23 protein-coding genes and 1 pseudogene are annotated in these 22,498 nt (G+C 32.6%); 12 read left to right on the forward strand and 12 right to left on the reverse strand.

Annotated features, from left to right (window positions below; genetic code table 11):
* Positions 1–16: 16 nt before the first annotated feature.
* Positions 17–961, reverse strand: a complete 945-nt coding sequence (locus KA867_RS12890) for an agmatinase family protein (protein WP_210138289.1) — start codon at positions 959–961, stop codon at positions 17–19.
* A 218-nt stretch (positions 962–1,179) separates the two neighbouring features.
* Positions 1,180–2,424 (reverse strand): Glu/Leu/Phe/Val family dehydrogenase, encoded by a 1,245-nt coding sequence (locus KA867_RS12895; RefSeq protein ID WP_107384029.1) that lies wholly within the window; start codon positions 2,422–2,424, stop codon positions 1,180–1,182.
* A gap of 817 nt (positions 2,425–3,241) precedes the next feature.
* Between KA867_RS12895 and KA867_RS12900 the strand changes: the two genes are divergently transcribed.
* Complete coding sequence (locus KA867_RS12900; RefSeq protein ID WP_210138290.1) at positions 3,242–4,624, forward strand: amino acid permease; 1,383 nt, start codon at positions 3,242–3,244, stop codon at positions 4,622–4,624.
* A gap of 77 nt (positions 4,625–4,701) precedes the next feature.
* Positions 4,702–5,178 carry an SRPBCC domain-containing protein gene (locus KA867_RS12905; RefSeq protein WP_210138291.1) on the forward strand — a complete coding sequence of 159 codons (477 nt, stop codon included), beginning with the start codon at positions 4,702–4,704 and terminating at the stop codon, positions 5,176–5,178.
* A 163-nt stretch (positions 5,179–5,341) separates the two neighbouring features.
* Here KA867_RS12905 and KA867_RS12910 read toward each other — a convergent pair whose 3' ends face one another.
* Positions 5,342–6,523, reverse strand: coding sequence for an MFS transporter (locus KA867_RS12910; protein ID WP_210138292.1), 1,182 nt, complete (start codon positions 6,521–6,523; stop codon positions 5,342–5,344).
* A gap of 122 nt (positions 6,524–6,645) precedes the next feature.
* Between KA867_RS12910 and KA867_RS12915 the strand changes: the two genes are divergently transcribed.
* Positions 6,646–7,536 carry a LysR family transcriptional regulator gene (locus tag KA867_RS12915; protein ID WP_210138293.1) on the forward strand — a complete coding sequence of 297 codons (891 nt, stop codon included), beginning with the start codon at positions 6,646–6,648 and terminating at the stop codon, positions 7,534–7,536.
* Between the two features lie 188 nt (positions 7,537–7,724).
* On the opposite strand, the pseudogene fusF reads toward KA867_RS12915, so the two are convergent.
* Positions 7,725–8,368: pseudogene (gene fusF, locus KA867_RS12920) on the reverse strand (fusidic acid resistance EF-G-binding protein FusF).
* Between the two features lie 406 nt (positions 8,369–8,774).
* Here fusF and KA867_RS12925 point away from each other — a divergent pair.
* On the forward strand, positions 8,775–9,731 hold the full coding sequence (locus KA867_RS12925; protein WP_210138294.1) for an NAD-dependent epimerase/dehydratase family protein: 957 nt from the start codon (positions 8,775–8,777) through the stop codon (positions 9,729–9,731).
* Between the two features lie 535 nt (positions 9,732–10,266).
* Complete coding sequence (locus tag KA867_RS12930) at positions 10,267–11,343, forward strand: branched-chain amino acid aminotransferase (protein ID WP_210138295.1); 1,077 nt, start codon at positions 10,267–10,269, stop codon at positions 11,341–11,343.
* Between the two features lie 136 nt (positions 11,344–11,479).
* Here KA867_RS12930 and KA867_RS12935 read toward each other — a convergent pair whose 3' ends face one another.
* The gene (locus KA867_RS12935) at positions 11,480–11,995 is read right to left on the reverse strand and encodes a cupin domain-containing protein (RefSeq protein WP_481906161.1); all 516 of its coding nucleotides are present in this window, start codon (positions 11,993–11,995) and stop codon (positions 11,480–11,482) included.
* 165 nt (positions 11,996–12,160) lie between these two features.
* Here KA867_RS12935 and KA867_RS12940 point away from each other — a divergent pair, with 165 nt between their 5' ends.
* Complete coding sequence (locus KA867_RS12940) at positions 12,161–12,847, forward strand: HAD family hydrolase (protein WP_210138297.1); 687 nt, start codon at positions 12,161–12,163, stop codon at positions 12,845–12,847.
* A 209-nt stretch (positions 12,848–13,056) separates the two neighbouring features.
* Positions 13,057–13,446, forward strand: coding sequence for a hypothetical protein (locus KA867_RS12945; RefSeq protein WP_210138298.1), 390 nt, complete (start codon positions 13,057–13,059; stop codon positions 13,444–13,446).
* 198 nt (positions 13,447–13,644) lie between these two features.
* On the opposite strand, the gene KA867_RS12950 is transcribed toward KA867_RS12945, so the two are convergent.
* Complete coding sequence (locus KA867_RS12950; RefSeq protein ID WP_107384018.1) at positions 13,645–14,307, reverse strand: deoxynucleoside kinase; 663 nt, start codon at positions 14,305–14,307, stop codon at positions 13,645–13,647.
* Complete coding sequence (locus KA867_RS12955) at positions 14,300–14,917, reverse strand: deoxynucleoside kinase (protein ID WP_064263287.1); 618 nt, start codon at positions 14,915–14,917, stop codon at positions 14,300–14,302. The genes KA867_RS12950 and KA867_RS12955 overlap by 8 nt, the downstream gene beginning before the upstream one ends.
* 64 nt (positions 14,918–14,981) lie before the next feature.
* Here KA867_RS12955 and tadA point away from each other — a divergent pair, with 64 nt between their 5' ends.
* The 3 genes from tadA (at position 14,982) to KA867_RS12970 (ending at position 17,029) form a co-directional block, all read left to right on the forward strand.
* Complete coding sequence (gene tadA / locus KA867_RS12960) at positions 14,982–15,491, forward strand: tRNA adenosine(34) deaminase TadA (RefSeq protein ID WP_210138299.1); 510 nt, start codon at positions 14,982–14,984, stop codon at positions 15,489–15,491.
* An 80-nt stretch (positions 15,492–15,571) separates the two neighbouring features.
* Entirely contained in the window at positions 15,572–16,444 is an 873-nt protein-coding gene (locus KA867_RS12965; protein ID WP_210138300.1) for a Cof-type HAD-IIB family hydrolase, read from the forward strand.
* Positions 16,445–16,462: 18 nt separating this feature from the next.
* On the forward strand, positions 16,463–17,029 hold the full coding sequence (locus tag KA867_RS12970; protein WP_103211207.1) for an NADPH-dependent FMN reductase: 567 nt from the start codon (positions 16,463–16,465) through the stop codon (positions 17,027–17,029).
* A gap of 136 nt (positions 17,030–17,165) precedes the next feature.
* Here KA867_RS12970 and KA867_RS12975 read toward each other — a convergent pair whose 3' ends face one another.
* The 5 genes from KA867_RS12975 to KA867_RS12995 all read right to left on the reverse strand — a co-directional run bounded on the left by KA867_RS12975 (position 17,166) and on the right by KA867_RS12995 (position 20,662).
* Positions 17,166–17,504, reverse strand: coding sequence for a transcriptional regulator, SarA/Rot family (locus tag KA867_RS12975; RefSeq protein ID WP_210138301.1), 339 nt, complete (start codon positions 17,502–17,504; stop codon positions 17,166–17,168).
* Positions 17,505–17,533: 29 nt separating this feature from the next.
* A complete protein-coding gene (locus KA867_RS12980; protein WP_210138302.1) occupies positions 17,534–18,247 on the reverse strand; it encodes a helix-turn-helix transcriptional regulator in 714 nt (237 codons plus the stop codon).
* Between the two features lie 484 nt (positions 18,248–18,731).
* Complete coding sequence (gene folE2, locus KA867_RS12985; RefSeq protein WP_210138303.1) at positions 18,732–19,610, reverse strand: GTP cyclohydrolase FolE2; 879 nt, start codon at positions 19,608–19,610, stop codon at positions 18,732–18,734.
* A 14-nt stretch (positions 19,611–19,624) separates the two neighbouring features.
* Positions 19,625–20,290, reverse strand: a complete 666-nt coding sequence (bshB2, locus tag KA867_RS12990; protein ID WP_019468220.1) for a bacillithiol biosynthesis deacetylase BshB2 — start codon at positions 20,288–20,290, stop codon at positions 19,625–19,627.
* Positions 20,291–20,302: 12 nt separating this feature from the next.
* Positions 20,303–20,662 carry a YojF family protein gene (locus KA867_RS12995; protein ID WP_019468219.1) on the reverse strand — a complete coding sequence of 120 codons (360 nt, stop codon included), beginning with the start codon at positions 20,660–20,662 and terminating at the stop codon, positions 20,303–20,305.
* Between the two features lie 358 nt (positions 20,663–21,020).
* Between KA867_RS12995 and KA867_RS13000 the strand changes: the two genes are divergently transcribed.
* On the forward strand, positions 21,021–21,749 hold the full coding sequence (locus KA867_RS13000) for a glucosamine-6-phosphate deaminase (protein ID WP_210138304.1): 729 nt from the start codon (positions 21,021–21,023) through the stop codon (positions 21,747–21,749).
* A 115-nt stretch (positions 21,750–21,864) separates the two neighbouring features.
* Positions 21,865–22,497 carry a 3-hexulose-6-phosphate synthase gene (gene hxlA / locus KA867_RS13005; RefSeq protein ID WP_210138305.1) on the forward strand — a complete coding sequence of 211 codons (633 nt, stop codon included), beginning with the start codon at positions 21,865–21,867 and terminating at the stop codon, positions 22,495–22,497.
* Position 22,498: the final 1 nt, after the last annotated feature.

The raw sequence follows: 22,498 nt of genomic DNA on the forward strand, positions 1-22,498 counted from the left end.
ATGTCATCACCCCTCATTATTTCGTTTTATTTAAATAATTTACATGACCCGCAAGCACATATAATACAGCTGTTGAAACGAAGTGTGCAGAATTCTGGTTTGCATCTTGCATTGGGTAAACTTCTACATAATCCATACCGCATAGGCCTAATGCACCAAACTCATATATCATTGTTAATAGTTCATAAGAACTTAGCCCATTGCCATCTACAGGACCGCCTGGATTAAAGGCAAAGTCTAGTACATCACTGCAAATCGTTAAATAGACGACATCTACATCTTTACTCGCCTGAGCATAAATGTCTCTAGCATATTGCTTTAAATCTTTTGCTGCTCTAATATCATTAATCGTAAGTGTTACTGCACCAGCTTCTTGAGCATAACGGCCCGTCTCTGGTTTGTTTCTAGGACCATGAATACCTGTATGAATGATACTTTCATTACGTATACCGTCTGTTTCGTATAATCTCATGAATGGGGTATTACGGGCGTAAATTTCTCCTTCATAATCGGGCATATTGTCATAATGCGCATCTAAATGTATAATGCCCACTTTTTTACCCGTTTCTGTCAGTGACTTAAGAATAGGGTAAGTGACACCATGTTCACCACCAAAACCAACTAAAAATTTTCCGCTTTTCCATAGCCTTTTAGTGAATTTTTCAATGTTTTCATAGCTTTGTTGATTATTGTGCGCAACAAATGGTACATCACCGACATCTCCCATTGTTAAATGTTCACTAATATCAATATGGTTCAACTCTGGTAAATATTGACTATAACGTGCTGAACAAACTCTAATTTGCTTTGGACCTAATTCAACCCCCGTATAGTCACCCCAAGTACTTTCACCTTCAAAAGGTGCACCATAAACAATAACATCTGTATCTAAATTATCTGTGGATGTAAGATTTTTACTATTTAAAAAACATGGTACATTACCATAAATATTGTTTTTCATAATGTATAACCTCCCCTTTGTTGTAAATAAGTATATATTGGATAATTTTTTATTTCAAACAAATTCAGAAAATTCTATTTTTAAATCTTTTGAAAATGTAAATATTTCAATAGGAAAGTGTTTTTATTTTGAAATTTGATTAAAGCACGAATGATAAAGTAAAAAAAGCTGATTCAAATTTGAATCAGCTTTTTGCGACATAAAATAGAAAATTAGTATTATGCCCAGCCACGGAAACGTGTTGCTTCAGCTGTACGTTTAAGACCTACAACATAAGCTGCTAAGCGCATATCCATTTTTCTATTTTCTGCCAAATCATAAATTTTATTAAATGCTTCAACCATCTTTTCTTCAAGTTTCGTGATAATTTCTTCTTCAGACCAATAATAGCCTTGATTATTTTGAACCCATTCGAAATAAGATACCGTTACGCCACCTGCACTAGCAAGTACATCTGGTATGATTAAAACGTCACGGTGCGTTAGTATTTTAGTTGCTTCTTGTGTCGTAGGGCCGTTAGCTGCCTCTGCCACAATTTTAGCTTTAATTAAATGTGCGTTTGTTTCTGTAATTTGATTTGATAATGCTGCAGGAATTAAAATATCACAGTCGAGTTCAAATAATTTTTCATTAGGAAGAACTTCTTCAAATAATGGTGTTACACGACCATGTTGTTCCTTCAATGCTAGAAGATGTTCAATATCTAGACCTTCAGGATCATATAAAGCGCCTCGACTTTCCGATATAGCCACAATTTTAGCACCTTTATCATGCAAAATTTTAGCTATGAAACTTCCGGCATTCCCAAAACCTTGAATCACTACACGAGAACCTGCGATATTAATATTTCGACGTTTTGCAGCTTCTTCAATTGTGATTACAGCACCTAGCGCTGTAGCACGATTACGGCCTTGCGAACCACCTAAAGAAAGTGGTTTACCTGTAATAAACGCAAATGCATTTGAACGGTTGATTTTACTATATTCATCCATCATCCAAGACATAATTTGGGGGTTCGTATATACATCTGGTGCTGGAATATCACTGGCAGGTCCTACAAATTGCGAGATAGCTTTGACATAGCCACGTGATAAACGTTCTAGTTCTAAATTACTCATTTCTCTTGGATCACATATGACACCGCCTTTACCACCACCAAAAGGTAAGTTTGTGATACCGCATTTCATTGTCATCCACATTGATAATGCTTTGACTTCTTCTACATTCACGTCAGGGTGGAAGCGAATACCACCTTTTGTTGGGCCAACAGCTTGATTGTGTTGCGCACGATATCCTTTAAACGTTTTGACAGTGCCATCATCCATGCGTACAGGAATTCGAATTTCTAAAAATCTTAAAGGTTCTTTGACAAGTTCATACATACCATCATCAAAACCTAATTTATGTAGGGCTTCTTTCATAATTTCTTGAGTCGAAGTTACTAAGTTATTATTTTCTGTCATGTTTATCTCCTCTATCATTACTTCAATATATAAGTTACTTATATATAAATGTTATCGATAATAAGATATAAAATCAATACATAATAACTGAATTTTTATAAAAGTTAGAAAATTCAATTAATATAAAGGTGTATAATTTTTTGTGAATAAATATTCCATTTTAAGCTTAAATAGTGATTAAATATTGCAGAGGATACCAAGAAAACACATTACAGTGGTGAAAACCAACATTACAAAATTGATTAATTATACTTAAATCTTAATAGATATTGAAAAGGGAATGGTGTTGTAGATCGTTATATTTAATGTTACTAAAATATAAGTGCTCATGGGATAGTTATAAGTGATTTTTAATGTTGTACGAAGATGGATAGTCATGATTAAAAACGTATATATTTATTAGAATAGTTATATTTTTTATGACTCGTTACTTTGTGTATTGCTTATCTATATTGGACTATGTCATAACTAGACTTCTCTACAATAGCTGTGAACAATGAAGTAACATTCGGCTTAATTGTTATATTTTATATAGATCTCACTTCACAAAAATAATATAGAATATAATGTACAATGAAAAAACAAATGAATCATATCGTCAATGACTAATAAATTTAATTGTATAAATAAAATAATAGTGTAATAACACAATTTTATTTAAAATAATTTTGAGGAATAGTTGTAATTTTCAGAAATAAATAATATTATACAATCAAACATTTTTGATTTATAGTATTTTGCAACTTGAAGTTAAGGGGTATGATTTTAAGTTCTATATGTTGATTATGTTTTAAAACAAAGGAATTGGAGCAAATTTATGACAAATAAATTAAACAGAGAGTTAAGCAATAGACACATTCAACTTATTGCTATTGGTGGTGCTATTGGTACTGGCCTATTTTTAGGGGCGGGTCAGTCTATCAGTTTGACTGGGCCATCGATATTACTCACTTACATTATTGTAGGTTTTGTTTTATTTTTATTTATGCGCGCGATGGGGGAAATGTTGCTTGCTAATACAAAATACAAAACATTTGCAGATATTGCTCATGATCAAATTGGGCCTTTTGCCGGTTTTGTAACAGGATGGACGTATTGGTTAACATGGATAACTTCAGGTATGGCGGAAATTACAGCTGTTGCGAAATATGTAGAATATTGGGTTCCAGATTTACCAAATTGGATTACATCATTAGCTTGTATTTTAATACTCATGACTTTTAACTTAACGAGTACTAAAATGTTTGGTGAGCTAGAATTTTGGTTTGCCATTATTAAAGTTGTAACGATATTATCACTCATTGTTGTGGGTGTAGTGATGATTATATTTGCGATACAAACGCCATTTGGAAAAACGAGTATATCTAATATTTATAGTAACGGTGGATTATTTACACATGGTGCTTCTGGATTCTTTATGTCATTTCAAATGGTTGTTTTCTCATTTACAGGTATAGAAATTTTAGGTATTACAGCAGGTGAAACGAGAAATCCACATAAAACGATACCTAAAGCAATCAATAGTGTACCTATCCGTATTTTATTATTTTACGTGGGTGCTTTAGCCGTTATGATGTCCATTATCCCTTGGCAAGATATAGATCCGAACAATAGTCCATTTGTTAGCTTATTCGCATTAATTGGTGTACCATTTGCAGCTGGTTTAATCAATTTTGTAGTACTTACAGCAGCATCATCGGCTTGTAATAGTGGTATTTTTGCAAATAGTAGAATACTCTTTGGGCTGTCAGAAAAAGGTCAAACACACCATTTGTTAATGAAAACGAATCATAGAGGTGTTCCTTTTGTGGCAATACTTGTCACTTGTGCGTTATTATCTATAACTGTACTTTTAAATTATTTTATTCCAAATGCGACACAGGTATTTTTCTATGTAACTGCAATTTCAACTATTTTGCTAGTTGTAGTATGGATGTTTATCATGCATGCTTATGCAAAATATGCGAAGTCAAATCCTAATAACCACAAAGAAAGTCAATTTAAGTTACCGGGTGGTATTCATACTGCAAGGTTAGTACAATTATTCTTTGTCTTTGTGTTGTTGATATTATTTATTGTACCTGACACTAGAATGGGTGTTGTGTTGTCGCCAATATGGTTTATCTTATTGGGACTTATCTATTTTAATTACACGAAAAAAGAAAAAGCACTTCAATCACAATCCAAAGAAAAAGTATAATAAAAACATTTTTAGGGAATATAACCAAAGTAATGATTACGTATAGGTTATATTCCTATTTTTTTAGGAGGAGAAAAATGGCGATACAATATGCTAAAGATCAATCAGGTGTTTATCAAACAATAAATTTGAAGATTAAGAGTGACGCACATAGTATTTTTGATTATTTAAGTACCACGGAAGGGATACAGCAATGGTTTCCCCAATTGTCATTTCAAGAACGAATAGAAGGTGGAAAAATGTTGTTTCACTTAGATGATAGTGAAGATTTAGAAATGCGTATTACACATTTTGAAGCAAATAAAGCGATTGGTTTTACTTGGGATATTGGGAAAGTGAAATTTGAATTATATGAACACCAATCATATGTAGAACTCATTTTTTACGAATACTTACCTTTTGAATTTCCGCATATTACATTAGATTTTGCTGGATGGCAATTTCAAACAGAAAGTATCAAAAGTATAGCCGAAACAGGTAAGCCGTTAGAGCAACAGGATTGCGATTTTGAAGTGAAGAAAACTGAAATTGAAGCCAGTTTGGCTGTGATTTAAAGTGAAATGCATTAAAAATTCATCAAAAAATAAGGCAAGCAAACGGAAACGCATTTCGTTTGCTTGCCTTATTAATACGACCAAAATATACGGTGACTGAAAATTTTTATTTTAAGAAATTATTTGCACATCAATGATTTGTTTAGATTATATATGCTTAATATTAATAACTGGTGTTTTTAGCTACTTTTTTTCCATGTAGAATGAAATAAAGTACTATAGATAAAACAACGAGTACAGCCATAGTGATATATAAATTACGATAACCCATAATTGGGATGATCACACCTAAAATAAATGGTCCTATGCCAGCTCCAAAATCTGCAAACATATAGAAAGTAGAAGTTGCAAGTCCAATTTTTTCTACTGGCGACTGTTGTATAGCAATAGCTTGCGCACTTGGAATGATTGTACCGTAACCAATACCAATAAAAATTGCTGAAATAAGCAATAATAAACTTGTATGTGTTGCACTTAAAAGTATGAGTCCAAACATGAAGCTAATTAATACTGGGTACATCACCTTATTTTCACCGAAGTGATCATAAATTTTTCCAGTAAACGGACGTGTAACAAAAGTACTCACTGCATATACAATAAAGAAGAAACTAGATGCCGTAGCAAGGTTGATTTGTTCTGTATAAACAGTTAAAAACGATAATACACTAGAATATGCGATACCAACGAATATGATAACAAAGGATATTGGTAATGCTTCTTTTTGGATATAAGCACTAAGTCCTTTTTGCTTAGGTACATTGTCCGTTGTTGACGGTTCTGGTTTTGGTAATCCTTTGATGAATAATGAGATAACAAAAGCGAAAATAATAACTACCAAGCTAACGATAAAAATAGATTCGAAACCAAATCTTTGATTTAATATGATACCAGTGAATGGTCCGATTGCTGAAGCGGTTGTTACACTTAACGCATAATAACCAATACCTTCACCTTTACGTTTATCTGGAATAATTCTAGATGAAATTGTACCAGTTGCAGTTGAAGATAAACCAAAAGCAATACCATGTAATAATCTTACTATCATTAATATAAGAAGACTGTTGATTGCAAAGTATAAAGCAACAGTGATGATTGAGAAAATAATACCATATATTAATACTTTTTTAGGTTGCAGATTATCGATAATTCTTCCCGATACTAAACGTCCAAATAACATACCGATGATGAATATACCAGCTGCTAAACCACCCATGCTTTCCGAAGCGTGGTATTTATCAATCGTAAATATAGTGACAGTAACGATTAATGTATAATGTATTAAATACATTAAAAAGTTTGTAATTGTAATGAAGATAAAATCTTTTGACCAGAGTTTATCGTACATATTTAATACCGTCCTTTAATATAAATTTTTAACCATGATTTATTATAATAGATAATATATACTAATGTATAATTAGAATTTTTAAAGTTTACATAAGTTTTACTAATGCAAGGAGAGATATAATGAATTTTGAACAATTATCGTACGTAAAAAAGATTTATGAGTTAGAATCTATTGTTCATGCTTCGGAAGCTATGCATATTAGCCAATCAGCAATGAGTCAGTCTATTGCTAATTTGGAGTCAGAGTTAGGATATAAAATTTTTAGTCGTTCCCGCAAAGGGACATTGCCGACGGAGGTTGGAAAGCGACTTATACCTTTGATTATAGATATTTTAGAAGCTCAGGCGGGTTTATTATCTGAAGTAGAAGCATTACATAGTAATATCAAAGGTTCATTGAAAATTGCTACCATACCAACTTTATTCAATAAAATTGTACCTAAAGCTTTATCAAATTTTAAAAAAGACTATGCGCATATTGACGTAGAAGTATTTGAAAGTGATAGACAAGAAATTATAAAAATGATTGAAAATAATGAGATAGACATCGGGCTTATAGGAAAAACTGAAAATGAAACTTTTAGTCATCGTATTGTCCCACATTCGTTAAATTTATCTACTGATTTTAAACTCATTGTACCTAAAAAATCTAAATTGTCTTTAAAAAGCATGGTTGAAATGGAATCGATTAAACAGTTTCCTTTTGTCTTGTATGATCGCAATTTTTATCATAATAACTTTAAAGCATTTGAAGATGAGAATGGGCCATTAAAGATTGTGTTTAGAACGAATAACCCAAGTGTATTGATTAAAACAGTTTCTGAAGGATTGGGTGTAAGTATTGTATCGAGTTTGATGCTAGAAGATGATCCATTTATATTAAATGGTTTAATTGAGATGCTACCCATTGGTTCACCGTTTGATTATTATATTTATTTTACAGCTTTAACGAATGTTGATCACGTTAATGAACAAACAATTCGTACTTTTATTGAGTATTTAAAAAAATAAAGTCCCACTAACTCAACAAATTGAGAAGTGGGACTTATGCATGAGCTTTAGCGTTATGTTTTCAAATGTAGGCATCGCTACAGGGGGGAGGACGAAATATTATTCTTTAAAATAGATCTCTATCTCATTACCCCTTATTTTGTGTTTGATATTCTAGCATGGTTAACATACTAGTTTAGATATAAAATTTATGACTGTATTTTATCAACGAATTGATGAAATTGTGTAATGTCTGACAATTGTTGGTTACATTTAATACTGTCAAAACAAATGTAGTCACCTTTTTTGGTATATTGTCCATCACCAGAAGTACGGGTTTACGCATAAATAAAGCGACATTAGATTCTTTGTTACAAATTGCGCAATAACCCTTAACGGTTTGGTTAGCAATGTCACCATAAAACCCAGTTAGTAGTCCTTGTTCGTCATAATAGATGATGAATTTTCTGTTTGAAGCGATATCGTTCCATCCAATATAAGTACTTTCCAAAAGAATTTCATCGCTAATAAGTGGTGATTTAAGCTTTTTAATTTTACGAAAAGTTTTTTCAACTTGCTTCTTTGAAGGGTGTTCAAATGGTCTGACATATGTTTGCAAAATTGCTAATATCTTATCTACTTGGGCTTTAGAAATGCGTATATTCATTAATTTTTCAATAACTTCAATCAGCGTATCGTCTGTTTGATAAAACTGTTGATAAATGTCTTCTTTGGTTGTTTCCTTTATTGAAGTAATTGTATTTAAGTCATTTACAGATTTATAAGCGTTAAGTAAATGTGCGATGCGTTCTTTGATATAGTTAAATTGATATGGATAAAGTTGTTTTTCCAATTTTTAAATTCCTTTCACATTATAATTCTTAAAAGCAAAAGATGCTTTGTGAAAAGAAATTTTAAACAAAGCATCAAACTATAGATAGTAATTGCTTTGTATTAATAATGAAGCATTGTTATGCAACATATCATCATCTCCACGTAATGTATTTGTTTGTTTTATATCAAATTCATAAGGAAATGTCAAAATCAATAGATGATAAAGTTTTCTCATGAATTGAGATATAAAAACTTAACAGCAATCAGTTTTTACCTGCAATATCATTAAACTATAACAAATCGATTTATGTACACTCGTGGTATACAAAAAAGCGCTTTTATAGTATAATATTTATAAATACTAGATGTTTGTCCACTACAAAAATACATTACATTTTCTGTAATAAACAAGGGAGTTTTTGATTATGAAAAAGATAATGATTACAGGTGCTTTAGGTCAAATTGGTACGGAGCTCGTAGTAAAATGTAGAGAGTTATATGGTAATGACAATGTGCTTGCTACAGATATTAGAGAGCCAGAAGCTGGTTCAGCGATTGCTGATGGCCCATTTGAAATTTTAGATGTTACAGATAAAAACAAAATGACGGAAATCGTAGAGTCATTTAAACCGGATACTTTAATGCATATGGCTGCACTATTATCTGCAACGGCCGAAAAAAATCCACAATTTGCATGGGATTTAAATATGGGTGGTCTTTTAAATGCTTTAGAAGTAGCTCGAGAATGTGATTTACAGTTCTTTACACCAAGTTCAATTGGTGCATTTGGACCTTCAACACCGAAAGTAAACACACCACAAGTTACGATTCAACGACCAACTTCTATGTATGGTGTTAATAAGGTTGCTGGTGAATTATTATGTCAATATTACTTTGATAAATTTGGTGTAGATACAAGAAGTGTTAGATTCCCTGGATTAATATCACATATTAAAGAGCCTGGTGGCGGTACAACAGATTATGCAGTAGATATCTATTTTAAAGCAGTTCGTGAAGGACAGTACACAAGCTATATTGCTAAAGATACATTTATGGATATGATGTATATGGAAGATGCGGTTGATGCAATTATCAAGTTAATGGAAGCAGACGGTGTGAAATTAATTAATCGTAATGCTTATAATTTGAGTGCAATGAGCATTGAACCAGAAATGGTCAAAGCGGCAATTCAAGAACATTACCCAGATTTTAAATTAAATTATGAAGTTGACCCAGACAGACAAGGTATTGCGGATAGTTGGCCAAATAGTATTGACACTAGTTGTGCTAGAGCAGAGTGGGACTTTAATCCTAAATATGATTTGGCTAAAATGACAGAAGTGATGCTTAAAGAAATCTCGAAAAAAGATAAAGTCAGATAATTATCTTTGGAATGAATGATGAAACGATGATTAACTTATAATAACCTTTTTCAAAATAAAAGCGCTAATTCATTACGGTTAGTGCTTTTTGATATTTAAATTTTTACAATTTTGATTGGATATGCTTGTCTGGGGGATTTACATATTTCAAACCTATAATCTTTCAGTCCTCTTATTTTCTTAAAAGATAGCACTGTGGCAATTTATTTGTAATTGACAAGTTTTTATACTAAAAATATGCTTTCTTTCGCATTGTTCAATACATTTGATCATTGAAAACTTTAAACTTAATTTCTATATAATAAATTGCGGTATATAAATGAGAATGTCTACAGTAATATTTATAGATATGAATATTTTCACTTAAATCAGGCTACTTATGTACTAACTTTTTATATGATGTGACCCTTGATTTAATTAGCGTAGCATAAAGACATTGCTATTTTTTAAATTTTTTGAAAATTATTGAACGAAACTATTCTGATTGGTATAATTTAATGTATTACCTATTAATAGAACATTGGAGGAAACAGTCATGTCAGAAAAAATTAAATTGATACAGCGTGAAACCCTTAAAGAAAAACCGGATCCAAGTAATTTAGGATTTGGAGAATATTTCACAGATTATATGCTCAGTTTCGATTATGATATTGATCAAGGATGGCATGATTTGAAAATTGTGCCTTATGGACCAATTGAGCTTTCTCCAGCAGCCCAAGCATTACATTATGGACAAGCAGTATTTGAAGGATTGAAAGCCTACAAACATGATGGTGAGGTAGATTTATTCCGTCCATCTGAAAATTTTAAACGTATTAACAATTCGTTGGCACGTCTGGACATGCCTAAAGTTGATGAAGATACCTTGTTAGAAGGTTTGAAACAATTAGTAGATATTGAACGTGATTGGGTGCCAGAAGGGGAAGGTCAATCATTATACATAAGACCCTATGTATTTGCTACTGAAGGTATTTTAGGTGTACGACCTTCATATTCATATAAATTATTGATCATTCTATCACCATCAGGTTCTTATTATGGCGGTGACTCTTTAAATCCTACAAAAATTTATGTGGAAGATGAATATGTGCGTGCAGTCCGTGGCGGTGTTGGTCATGCAAAAGTCGCTGGTAACTATGCAGCTAGCCTTTTAGCACAGACAAATGCATCAGCACAAGGTTATGATCAAGTACTATGGCTAGATGGTGTAGAGCAGAAATATGTTGAAGAAGTCGGCAGTATGAATATCTTCTTTGTAGAAAATGGCAAAGTGGTTACACCAGAATTAAATGGTAGTATTTTACCAGGTATTACACGAAAAACAGTCATTGAATTAGCGCAAAACTTAGGCTATGAGGTAGAAGAACGTCGTGTATCTATCGATGAGCTGATTGAAGCACATCATAATGGAGAATTAACTGAAGTGTTCGGTACAGGAACAGCAGCGGTTATTTCACCAGTTGGTCAATTGAAATACGGCTATACTGAAATCGTCATCAATAATAATGAAACAGGAGAAATAACTCAAAATTTATATGATAACTATGTTGGTATTCAAAGTGGTAAACTTGATGATCCAAACGGCTGGAGAGTAGTCGTGCCAAGATACTAAGTTCTATCAAAAATCGATAACAATAGATATTACAATAAAAGGAGCAAGTCAGAAATCTAATTTAACAAAGATTTCAGCGTCTTGCTCCTTCTTTTTTGTTTGAAAACCATCAGCATTAAGACAACAATGTTTTAACTTATTGCCAATATTGATATAGTGGACCACCCTTGCCATATATTGGATCTGTGTCAGGTAAACTTGTGCTTTTGATGTTCTCTAAATTTTGTGGCCATTCCTCAGGTTTCCCTGTACAAAAATCATAATCATTACCATTGGGGTAAGCACCTATGACTGCAAAATCATGATGACTATGAACAAGCTTATGGCCAAAACCAGCCGGTATGATAATGACATCACCCTGTTGTATATCAACGTAAGGGCCAAGTTCACCACCTAGTTGTACGGAGGCCTTTCCTGAAACAACGATAAGTACTTCATGTGTATTGCTGTGATAATGATGTATTGGAAATATGCCACCACGCCAAGCATTTGACCAATTGTTCTTAGATAAAATATCTAGAGGGCTCTCTTCTTGCTTGATTACATTTTTATATAGTAGTAATGCATATCTAGGGTTATTGGGAATCGAATCATCACTGTCGCAAGAAATGGTTTCTATTTGAATATTATGATTAGGCGTCAATGTATTCACCTCTTTTGTGGTATTACTATACGTCATAACCTAAATAATAGTTTTTTAAACGGTGATCATAGTCAGTGTGTTAGTTGAGTTATTTGTTTTAAGAACGATTTTTATATTAAAATTAAGTAGTAAATTGAGTGATACATATTGTTTAACATAGGAGCTGTTGAAAACATGGAATGGATATTATTTGATAAAGATGGCACAATCATATATTTTGATCGCAGTTGGATGAAAATAGGGTTGCAACTCGTTGATGACTTTATGGAAACATATAAGGATTCGATTGCTGATATAGATGAAAGCTACGCGTATTTAGGTATCATAGATGGTGAAATTCAACCAGGTACGATTATGGCGTCGGGAGCATTAGATGAAATGATTGAGGCATTTTGTAAAATTGCAAATCAAGATGTAACAAGTTGGGCTCAACAAAGAAGCCAAGTACTTGTTGATAATAGGGTGCCAGAAAATGTTTTAGTCGAAGGCATTAGCGAAACATTAGATACGTTAAAACAAAGAGGTTACAAATTAGGTATTGTGACAAGTGATTCTAAAAAAGGGGTAGAGCAATTTTTGGAATACACACAATTCGACCATTACTTCGATATTGTCATTTCTACCGAAGCGGATGCTGTTGAAAAACCCAATCCGGAAGTGTTGAATCCGCTTTTTTATAGATATAATGTTGAGCCTGAAAATGTAGCAATTATAGGTGATACTGCGAATGATATCCAAACTGGTATCAATGCCGAATTAGGGTTGAAAGTTGCAGTGTTAACAGGTGTTGGTTTAAAAGAATCTTTTAATCAAGCGGATTATATTTTTGAAACAGCAAATAGTGTCGTCGATATATTATAATAATAGAACGGCACAAAATATAGGAGTGGGGCAGAAATCTAATTTTATTAAATAGATTTTATCCCACCGCGTAAGAATGACTAGAATTGAAAAAGCTTGATTTAAAGCGCATTTTCAGTTCGGTCATCTACTGTCAATATGAAATGAGGTTGGTACGAAGCCATTATGTTTCAACCTCTTTTTGTATAAAACGTATATGGGGTGATTGAATGATTGATGGAAGATATGCAACTTATCGTGGAGAAACATATAAAGTGGTAGAAATTGTAAGTAATGAAGTATTGTTAGTCACTGAGGATGAACAAGCTACAGAACATGGTTTTGAAGCACAAACATATCGTCACGCTGCGCATACACTATATTATAAACATGTAGCCAGAGACGATGTTGATGAACTTTATGAATTATATCAAGAAGCGAGATATAGTGGTGCTATTTTTGATTTGTATCAAGACGTAGAGGGTCAATTGTATATTGGAACTGAAGATGAAGATAAAGCAAGTACATTTGGTCTCGACCAAACAGACGAATATTATTATAGTAAATATGTTGATGAAGATGAGATAGAAAAGATTATATATCGTAAACATATTGAATAAAGTCCCACTTCCCAACTTGTTGGGTTAGTGGGACTTATGCATGAGCGACAGCTCAGGTAAATAAGTTATCTTGTTGAAGTTGGGCCAGAGCTAATTTATTTAAAATGACTTCGTTGTCTGACTCCTTATAGTGCGCTACAAAAGCTGTTTTATAGCGCAGTATTGTAGTTTTTTTAATATTTTCAAACAGTGAAAATATTATCGTTGATCTACATTGCGATACGTTTCAATGATGTGACGGATTTTATCAATGACAGGATTTAAGGATTCTGGATCTGCATGTAAATCATATTCATTGATGTTCACCCTTACAACTGGACACGCATTGAATTCACTAATCCAGTCTTCATAACGTTTGAATAATTTTTGCCAATATTCTGGATCTGTTTCAATTTCCATTTGGCGACCACGTTGCTTGATGCGATCAATCACTTCATCATAATCACATTCTAAATAAATAAGTACATCTGGTTTTGGGAAGTAAGGTGTCATGACCATAGCATTAAATAGTTCAGAATACGTGTTAAAGTCTTCTGGACTCATTGTGCCTTGTTCTTCATGCATCTTAGCAAAAATATCAACATCTTCATATATTGAACGGTCTTGGATAAAACCACCACCGTATTCAAACATACGCTTTTGTTCTTTGAAACGCTCAGCTAAAAAATATATTTGCAAATGAAAGCTCCATCGTTCAAAATCATTATAAAACTTATCTAAATAAGGATTGTGATCAACATTTTCAAAAGATGTTTTGAAATTTAATCTTTGTGCTAAAGCTTTCGTTAATGTTGATTTTCCAACGCCGACTGTACCAGCGATTGTTATCACAGCATCTTGAGGGATACCGTATTTATTCATCATCTTTTCCTCCAATCAATGGTTGCACTAAATTTAAAATATAATTATAATCATTTTCTTGCTTCATGAAATCTAAATCAGTCGTATCTATTCGAATCACACTTTCACCATCTGCTTTTAATGAACGATAATATGCATTATAATCACGTTTTAAATTAAGTAAGTAGTCGTCTTCTATCTGATGTTCGAAGCTACGATTGCGTAATGCGATGCGCTTTTTCAATACTTCTAAATCTGCATCTAGAAAGATAATCGCATTTGGCATTTCCAAATCTTCAGTTAAAATATCGTAAATTCTAGAAAATTTATCGAATTCAGAAGGTGTTAAAGTATTATTTGCAAATATTTTATTTTTATAAATATGGTAATCACTTACGATACCAGTTTGAATTGCTTCAAGATCTTGAAATTGTTTGTAACGATTACATAAAAAGAACATTTCTGTTTGGAAACTCCATTTGGAAATGTCTTCATAAAAATCGGATAAAAAAGGATTTTCATTTACAATTTCTTTTTCTTCATAATAATTAAAGGTTTGACTAAGCTTATGTGCTAGTGAAGATTTACCGACACCGATCGGTCCTTCAACAGCAATAAATTGTTTTTTCATGTTTTTACCGCTCCAATGTTAAAATAGACAATAAATATTGTACCATATGTGAGGTGATAGACACATGTATACTGACCAATTTTATATGAAAATTGCGCTAGAAGAAGCGCGAAAAGCTGGTGCTATCGGAGAAGTACCAATAGGCGCCATTGTCGTGAAAGATAATGAAGTCATTTCACGGGCGCACAATTTACGAGAATCCAGCCAAGATCCTACTGCACACGCTGAACATCTTGCGATACAAAAGGCTGCCAAACAGCTTAATAGTTGGAGATTAGCATCCTGCAAACTTTATGTTACTTTAGAGCCTTGTGTGATGTGTTCAGGCGCAATCGTTATGAGTCGTATTCCCGAAGTGATTTATGGGGCACAAGACTTAAAAGGTGGCTGTGCAGGTAGTTTGATGAATCTTTTGCAAGAATCGAGATTTAACCATCGCGCAAAAGTTACTACAGGTGTATTAGCAGAGGAATGTGGTCAATTATTGAAGGCATTTTTTAAAGACATTAGACAAAAGAAGAAAATCATACGAACAGAGGATAATACAAATAGTGAAACTTTTGGTAAAATATGAATGTGTTACAAAATTATGGCAAATGATAAATGTGTCATTAAACAGGTGTTATTGAGATAAAGTAGAAACGAGGTAAGCCAATGATAAATTTAATTGCAACAGATATGGATGGTACGTTATTGAACGCTGCACATGAAGTATCAGAAGACAATATCCAAGCTATCAAATATGCACAATCACAAGGTATCACTGTAGTAATTGCTACTGGACGTGCATTTTATGAGGCAAATGCACCAATCAACCAAACAGATTTAAAAGTGCCATATATTTGTTTGAACGGTGCAGAAGTAAGAGATGAATCATTTAATATTATGAGCACTTCAAATTTAAACAGAGAACTTATAAATCGAATTACTGAAGCATTAAATAAAGAAAACATTTTCTATCAAGTGTATACGAACTTAGGCATCTATACTGAAAATCCATTGCGGGACTTAGAAATTTATATTGATATTGCACAACGTGCAGGACAAGAAGCAGATGTGGAAAAAATAAAAAGTGGAATTCAAAAACGTATTGATAACGGTACGTTAAAAGTAGTTGATAATTATGACAAAATTCAAGATACACCTGGTGAAATTGTAATGAAAATATTAGCTTTTGATAGTGATTTAGAAAAAATTGATCGAGTTAGTGAAACATTAGCAAAATCAGAAAGTTTGGCAGTTTCTTCTTCATCACGTGGAAATATAGAAATTACGCATTCAGATGCACAAAAAGGTATTGCTTTAAACACGATTGCAGAGCGTCTAAATATTGATATGAAAAATGTTATGGCAATTGGTGATAATATGAATGATGTTTCAATGTTGGAACGTGTTGGTTATTCAGTCGCTATGGAAAATGCGGCACCAGAAGTGAAAGCAATCGCAAAGTATGAAACAGATTCTAATGAACAAAGCGGTGTGGGTAAAGCGATAATGAAACTACTTAGAGAAAATAACAAATCATAGCATGAGGTGAAAGTGTAGATGAAAGGATTAATCATAATAGGGAGTGCTAAAATGGGTTCGCATACGAATGCCTTAGCCCATTATTTAAAAGGTCATTTTGAAGACCAATATTTTGAGGTAGAAATTTTTGATTTAGCAGAACATCCAATTCATCAATTGGACGTTTCTGGCGTATCTTCGCCAAGTGAAGTATATAAAAATAATTTAACATTATTACAAACTAAAGCGCGAAATGCAGATTTCTTTGTATTAGGAACACCAAACTACCATGGTTCATATTCCGGTATTTTAAAAAATGCATTAGATCATTTAACGATGGATGATTTTAAAATGAAACCAGTGGGATTAATCGGCAACAGTGGTGGTATTGTAAGTTCTGAACCACTGTCTCATTTACGTTTGATTGTACGTTCATTACTTGGAATCGCAGTACCAACGCAGATTGCGACACATGATACAGATTATAATAAATTAGATGATGGTACTTATTATTTGGATAATGAGGAGTTTCAATTACGTTCGAGATTATTTGTTGATCAAATTATTTCGTTTGTAAAAAATAGTCCGTATGAACATTTGAAATAATGTGAAGTTATTTTTGATTAATAGATTATAATAGAAGTTGTATCTTACGATGTACATAATCTAAAGGCTTTTGGAGCGCATATAAAATCAAACGTTAATTTGATTTTATATGCGCTCTTATGTTGTTGGTAATGAATTAAGCACTACTGTGAAGTATTGAATCAACAATTAAATGATACTGTTCAATCAGCTGTTTAATTTCTGCTAACTTGATATCATGCAAATAAATACATCTTTCATCAGATTGATCTCGAGACTTTTTTAAAAGATTAAGTTCGATAAAATGATTGATTTGTGAAGAAACAGGTGAATTTTGGACTTGTAATAACTTTTTCAATTCAATAGCATTTATTTTATTTTTATTGAGATAGAGTAATTTATCCAAAATGATTAATTCGGAAATAGTAAGATTCAAGTTTTGTTTCACCACTTTATTAATCAACCCTCTTTTTTCTTCATAAATAATAGTATTCATGTTGTCACCACACTTTTAATATTTTACTTTTATGCGTTAGATTGAAATTGTTGATAAAAATCGAATTTTAAATGTTGAATTTCTGACCGACTTTTTGTATGGGGTTGAATATCGGAAGGATGGCAACCAATAACATTGTTGAAAAGATAGCAATATTCATTTTGAGTACGAAAACCGTAACGTTGTTGTACGATATTTAAATGATCACCGTTAAGCAAATCGCATACGGAAGCATGAATTTTAGATGACGTAATATATTGAGATAATTTACAGTTCATCAATGTTGAAAATTCTCTCGATAGAAAGCTATTGTTTACAAAAAAATAATTAGCGATTTGTTTGCAAGTTATTTTAGTGGTTAAATGTGTGTTTACATATTGAACCACATCTTTAATTAAAGATGTTTTATAACTGCATTGTATTTCAGAACTTTGCGAGTTATGATACTCAGAATATTGAATACTTTTAATCAAATGTTTAATGGCTTCGTTTAAGTTACTTATAGATTGATGTTGAATCGCATCAATTATATCTAAAAATTGGACGCGTCTCTCTTTTTTAATCGATATATGTTCAATCGCATCAAAATTTAGTTGCTGAAAGTATTGATAATAGTAAAAATTATTTAGTGAAAGACAAATTAAACTACCGTTAAAAGAGATTTGCTTAATGGATTCATAGTCATGGATATGAAATACGTCACCTACTTTAAAATGATGGAAAGTAGTGTGTTTCAAAGCCATAAATGCTCCTTCTGTTATTAAAAAAACATGCAGAAAATGTGGTCTGCTTAATTGACTTATAGGGACATGCTTCGCATGATATGTTTTTAAAGTATAATCCATTTTATTGATTTCACCACTTACATCAAAATAAAAATTAATTATAAACTACTACTGTCATTATTTTAATATGAAAATTGTATATAGAACATTAATAAAATTTAACAGTTAATATACATTATTTTATAATTAGTTGCAGATGGGGATATTTAGTGGTGGTATTTTTAAATGAACCATTAAAATTTTACTATTACAAATTTAAGTAATGAATTTGGAGAAAAATAACATTATTTAGTAACTATAGAAAGTTTAATTGTTCGGAAAATGTTTTGAAAATAAAACAAAGTTAGAATCAAAAATAATAGGCTGCTAAATTTCTATATTATTTAGAAATTCAGTAGCCTAATTTTTGATGACTTGCTATATTGATTTGTAGTTATGAGTGCTATTTTCTATATTTTATTTTTGCAAAAGCATCATGTTGGTGAATAGATTCTTCGTTTCTGCATTCAATGTCAAAACCTTCGATCCAATCAAAATCAACTAAATCTGCTGCGATAAGTCGAATTAAATCTTCAACAAACCTTGGATTTTCATAAGCACGTTCCGTGACACTTTTTTCATCTGGTCGTTTTAATATAGGATAAAGTATAGAACTAGCATTGGCTTCCATTGCATCTAAGATTTTTTCTTTGTAATCATCTGTTAAAATAGCTTCGTTGCTCAAAATAGCTTTAACTGTAATGATACCGCGTTGGTTATGTGCCGAATACTCGCTAATTTCCTTTGAACAAGGACACAATGTTGTAACTGCAGCTTGAAGTGTAATTTCTTTGCGTGTAATACTATCTTTGTCTATCGCCATACCATATGTCACATCTGCATGACCTACTGCTTTGATATTCGTGATTGGACTGTGACGGTCAAAGAACCATTTAGCTGACACATCAACACCAGCAGCATTTTGTTCCATGCGTTCTTGTAAGCTACGCAAAAGTCGGTATAAAGAATCAAAATCTAATTCAATGCCGTTATCGTAATGTTTTTCAACACTTTCTAGAATGCGGCTCATGTTTATACCTTTTTCATCTTGATTAAGGCTAGTTGAAAAACTGAAGTTTCCAGCTGTTTGGAAACGATCTACTAATACGGGGTATACAAGATTTTTAATGCCTACTTCTTCAATTTCAAATAAGTAGTTTTTATTCGTGCTTTGTAAATCTGTCATTTCTTCTTTAACGGTTGGTTTTGTACCTTCGATTGGATCAACTGAACCAAAATGCTTCCATCGACCTTCTCGAGTTGATAAATCAAATTCTGTCATGATATTGCCTCCACTTAAGATTCAAAGTTATAAGTCCAATAAGGTTCAACTTCTAAAAAGCTTTGCGCTTCTCCAGAAACATCAGGTGTAGCAAGTTGTTTCAAGAATGGTCCAGTTTGCGATGCGTGTGCTTCAAAAGCGCGAAGTTTTACCTCTTTATAATCACTGATCTCATTTAGAATGTCAGGTTCACCTAATTTTTCAGGCGCATCATTACTAAATGCAACAAGTTGTAGACGGGGTCTTTCTGATGGCTTCATGCGTCCCACAGTTCTCACGACTGCTTCTGCTGTAGCTTCATGGTCAGGGTGTACTGCAAACTGAGGGTAGAACGATATGATGACGGATGGGTTTAATTCATCAATTAATGATTGCACCATCTCATCCATTTCGTCGTGAGGTTCAAATTCTACAGTTTTATCACGCAAGCCCATTTTGCGCAAATCAGTTATACCAATGGCTGCCATCGCAGCTTCTAATTCTTTTTCACGAATATCTGGTAAAGATTCACGAGTGGCAAATGGTGGATTGCCTAAATTACGTCCCATTTGACCTAATGTTAAACAAGCGTATGTGACTGGTACACCATTATCTATATAACGTGCCAATGTACCTGCAGATGAGAATGATTCATCATCTGGATGTGGAAATATAACTAATACATGGCTTTCCTCTGTCATGATTCATCCTCCTTATGCTTTAAATGGTTGAGTGCTTATTTCTAAAGCAGCTGCTAATTGACCTTCATAATTAAAACCAGCTAATAGAAACTCACCATGTTCATTTATTTCGTAGTGTGTTAAACCTTGAACGTAGACCCAACCGCCATCTTTTAGTTTTAAACCTACGCGATATGGATCTTTATTACCACCTTTAAGCTGTGCATGCTCAAAAGTGACTTGAATATTTCTTAAAAAAGTGCCCGCGTTAAATACACGTTGATCAAAGTGTGCTGCATATGCACCATTTGTCGTCTCTACATGTAAATACACGGGTTTATCTTCATATGAAGAAAGTAATGTTTGTACTTTTTCATCTATTATTGGTTCCAAACTTTTGCCTCCTTGATTCCAAAACCCTATACTTTTATGAAATAAATTGTACTATACAAGTGTTAATAAAAATAATTAGTCTAATCTTTAGTGTAAACTGACTTTGAAACATTTTCTACCTGAAAAGTGAATTTCAACTTAGATTTATACATAAAATTTGATTATCTATTTATTTTACTAAAAACAGCGATGAAAATGTATTAGTCTGCTCATTATACCTTTAGTCATTTTATATAATATTTGCAATTTACTAAATATCTATTTTCTGTAAAAAATATCAAAAGAACGTATAATAGTAGTATCATCAAATTTTGCTTATAACAAATAATAAATTCAACATATTGGGGAGGGCAATGACATGAAAATTACAAATTTAGGTTCGAGTGAATATGCTTCATTTTATGTTGCATGTGAATTGTTTAAACAAATGAGCCAACAACCACATAGTAAGTTAGGGCTAGCTACTGGTGGGACAATGGTCGAAGTTTATGAATTTCTAGTTAGCTTACTGCAAAAGAATCAACTAGATGTATCTGAAATAGAAACATTTAACCTGGATGAATATGTCGGCTTATCAGCGACACATGAACAAAGTTATCATCGATATATGAATGATATTCTATTTAATCGTTATCCATATTTCACGAAATCTTTGATACACATTCCGGATGGAGCTGCAGATAACTTAATGGCAGAAACGAAAAGATACGAAGATTTAATCAATCAAAAAGGGCCGCTGGATATACAAATATTAGGTATAGGTGAAAATGGTCATATCGGCTTTAATGAACCAGGTACTGATATGAATAGCACAACTCAAGTTGTAGATTTAACTGCTAGTACAATCAATGCAAATAGTCGTTATTTTGACAGTGAAAGTGAAGTACCTAAACAAGCTGTGTCTATGGGCTTGGCTTCAATTTTAAAAGCGAAAAGAATCATTTTGTTAGCATTTGGAGAGAAAAAGAGAGCAGCAATTGAACAATTAGCTAAGCATGAAGTAAATAGAGAAGTGCCAGCTACAATATTGCTCGCACACCCAGATGTTGAAATTTACGTTGATGATGCTGCAGCACCACGCTTGTAATCACTCAGTTTAAATCATCATTGTAAGGGTAAATAATGTATGCGTAAGTTTTTAAATAAAGTAAGTTAGGTCATGATTTCCATGACTATCATTAAATCAAGAAGGGATGATCATTTTGGAATTACAACTAGCAATTGATTTATTAAATAAAGAGGAAGCGGCAGAACTTGCAAATAAAGTTAAAGACTATGTTGATATTGTAGAAATTGGTACACCTATCGTAATTAATGAAGGTTTACCGGCTGTACAACATTTAGACAATAATATAGATGGTGTGAAGGTACTTGCAGATTTAAAAATTATGGATGCGGCAGATTATGAAGTGAGCCAAGCTGTTAAATTTGGTGCAGATGTAGTTACAATTTTAGGTGTCGCAGAAGATGCTTCTATTAAAGCTGCAGTAGACGAAGCACATAAAAATAATAAAGAATTACTTGTAGACATGATTGCAGTACAAGATTTACAAAAACGTGCTAAAGAATTAGACGAATTAGGTGCAGATTATATCGCTGTTCACACTGGTTATGATTTACAAGCAGAAGGTGAATCTCCATTAGAAAGTTTAAGACAAGTTAAATCCGTAATTAACAATTCTAAAGTTGCTGTAATTGGTGGTATAAAACCAGATACAATTAAAGAAGTCGTAGCCGAGGATCCTGATTTAGTTGTAGTTGGTGGCGGTATTGCTAACGCGGATGATCCAGTTGAAGCAGCAAAACAATGTAGAGATGCGATTGAAGGTAGATAAG

Origin of the sequence: Staphylococcus sp. GDH8C109P (assembly GCF_017893405.1) — a bacterium.
Classification (GTDB): domain Bacteria; phylum Bacillota; class Bacilli; order Staphylococcales; family Staphylococcaceae; genus Staphylococcus; species Staphylococcus cohnii.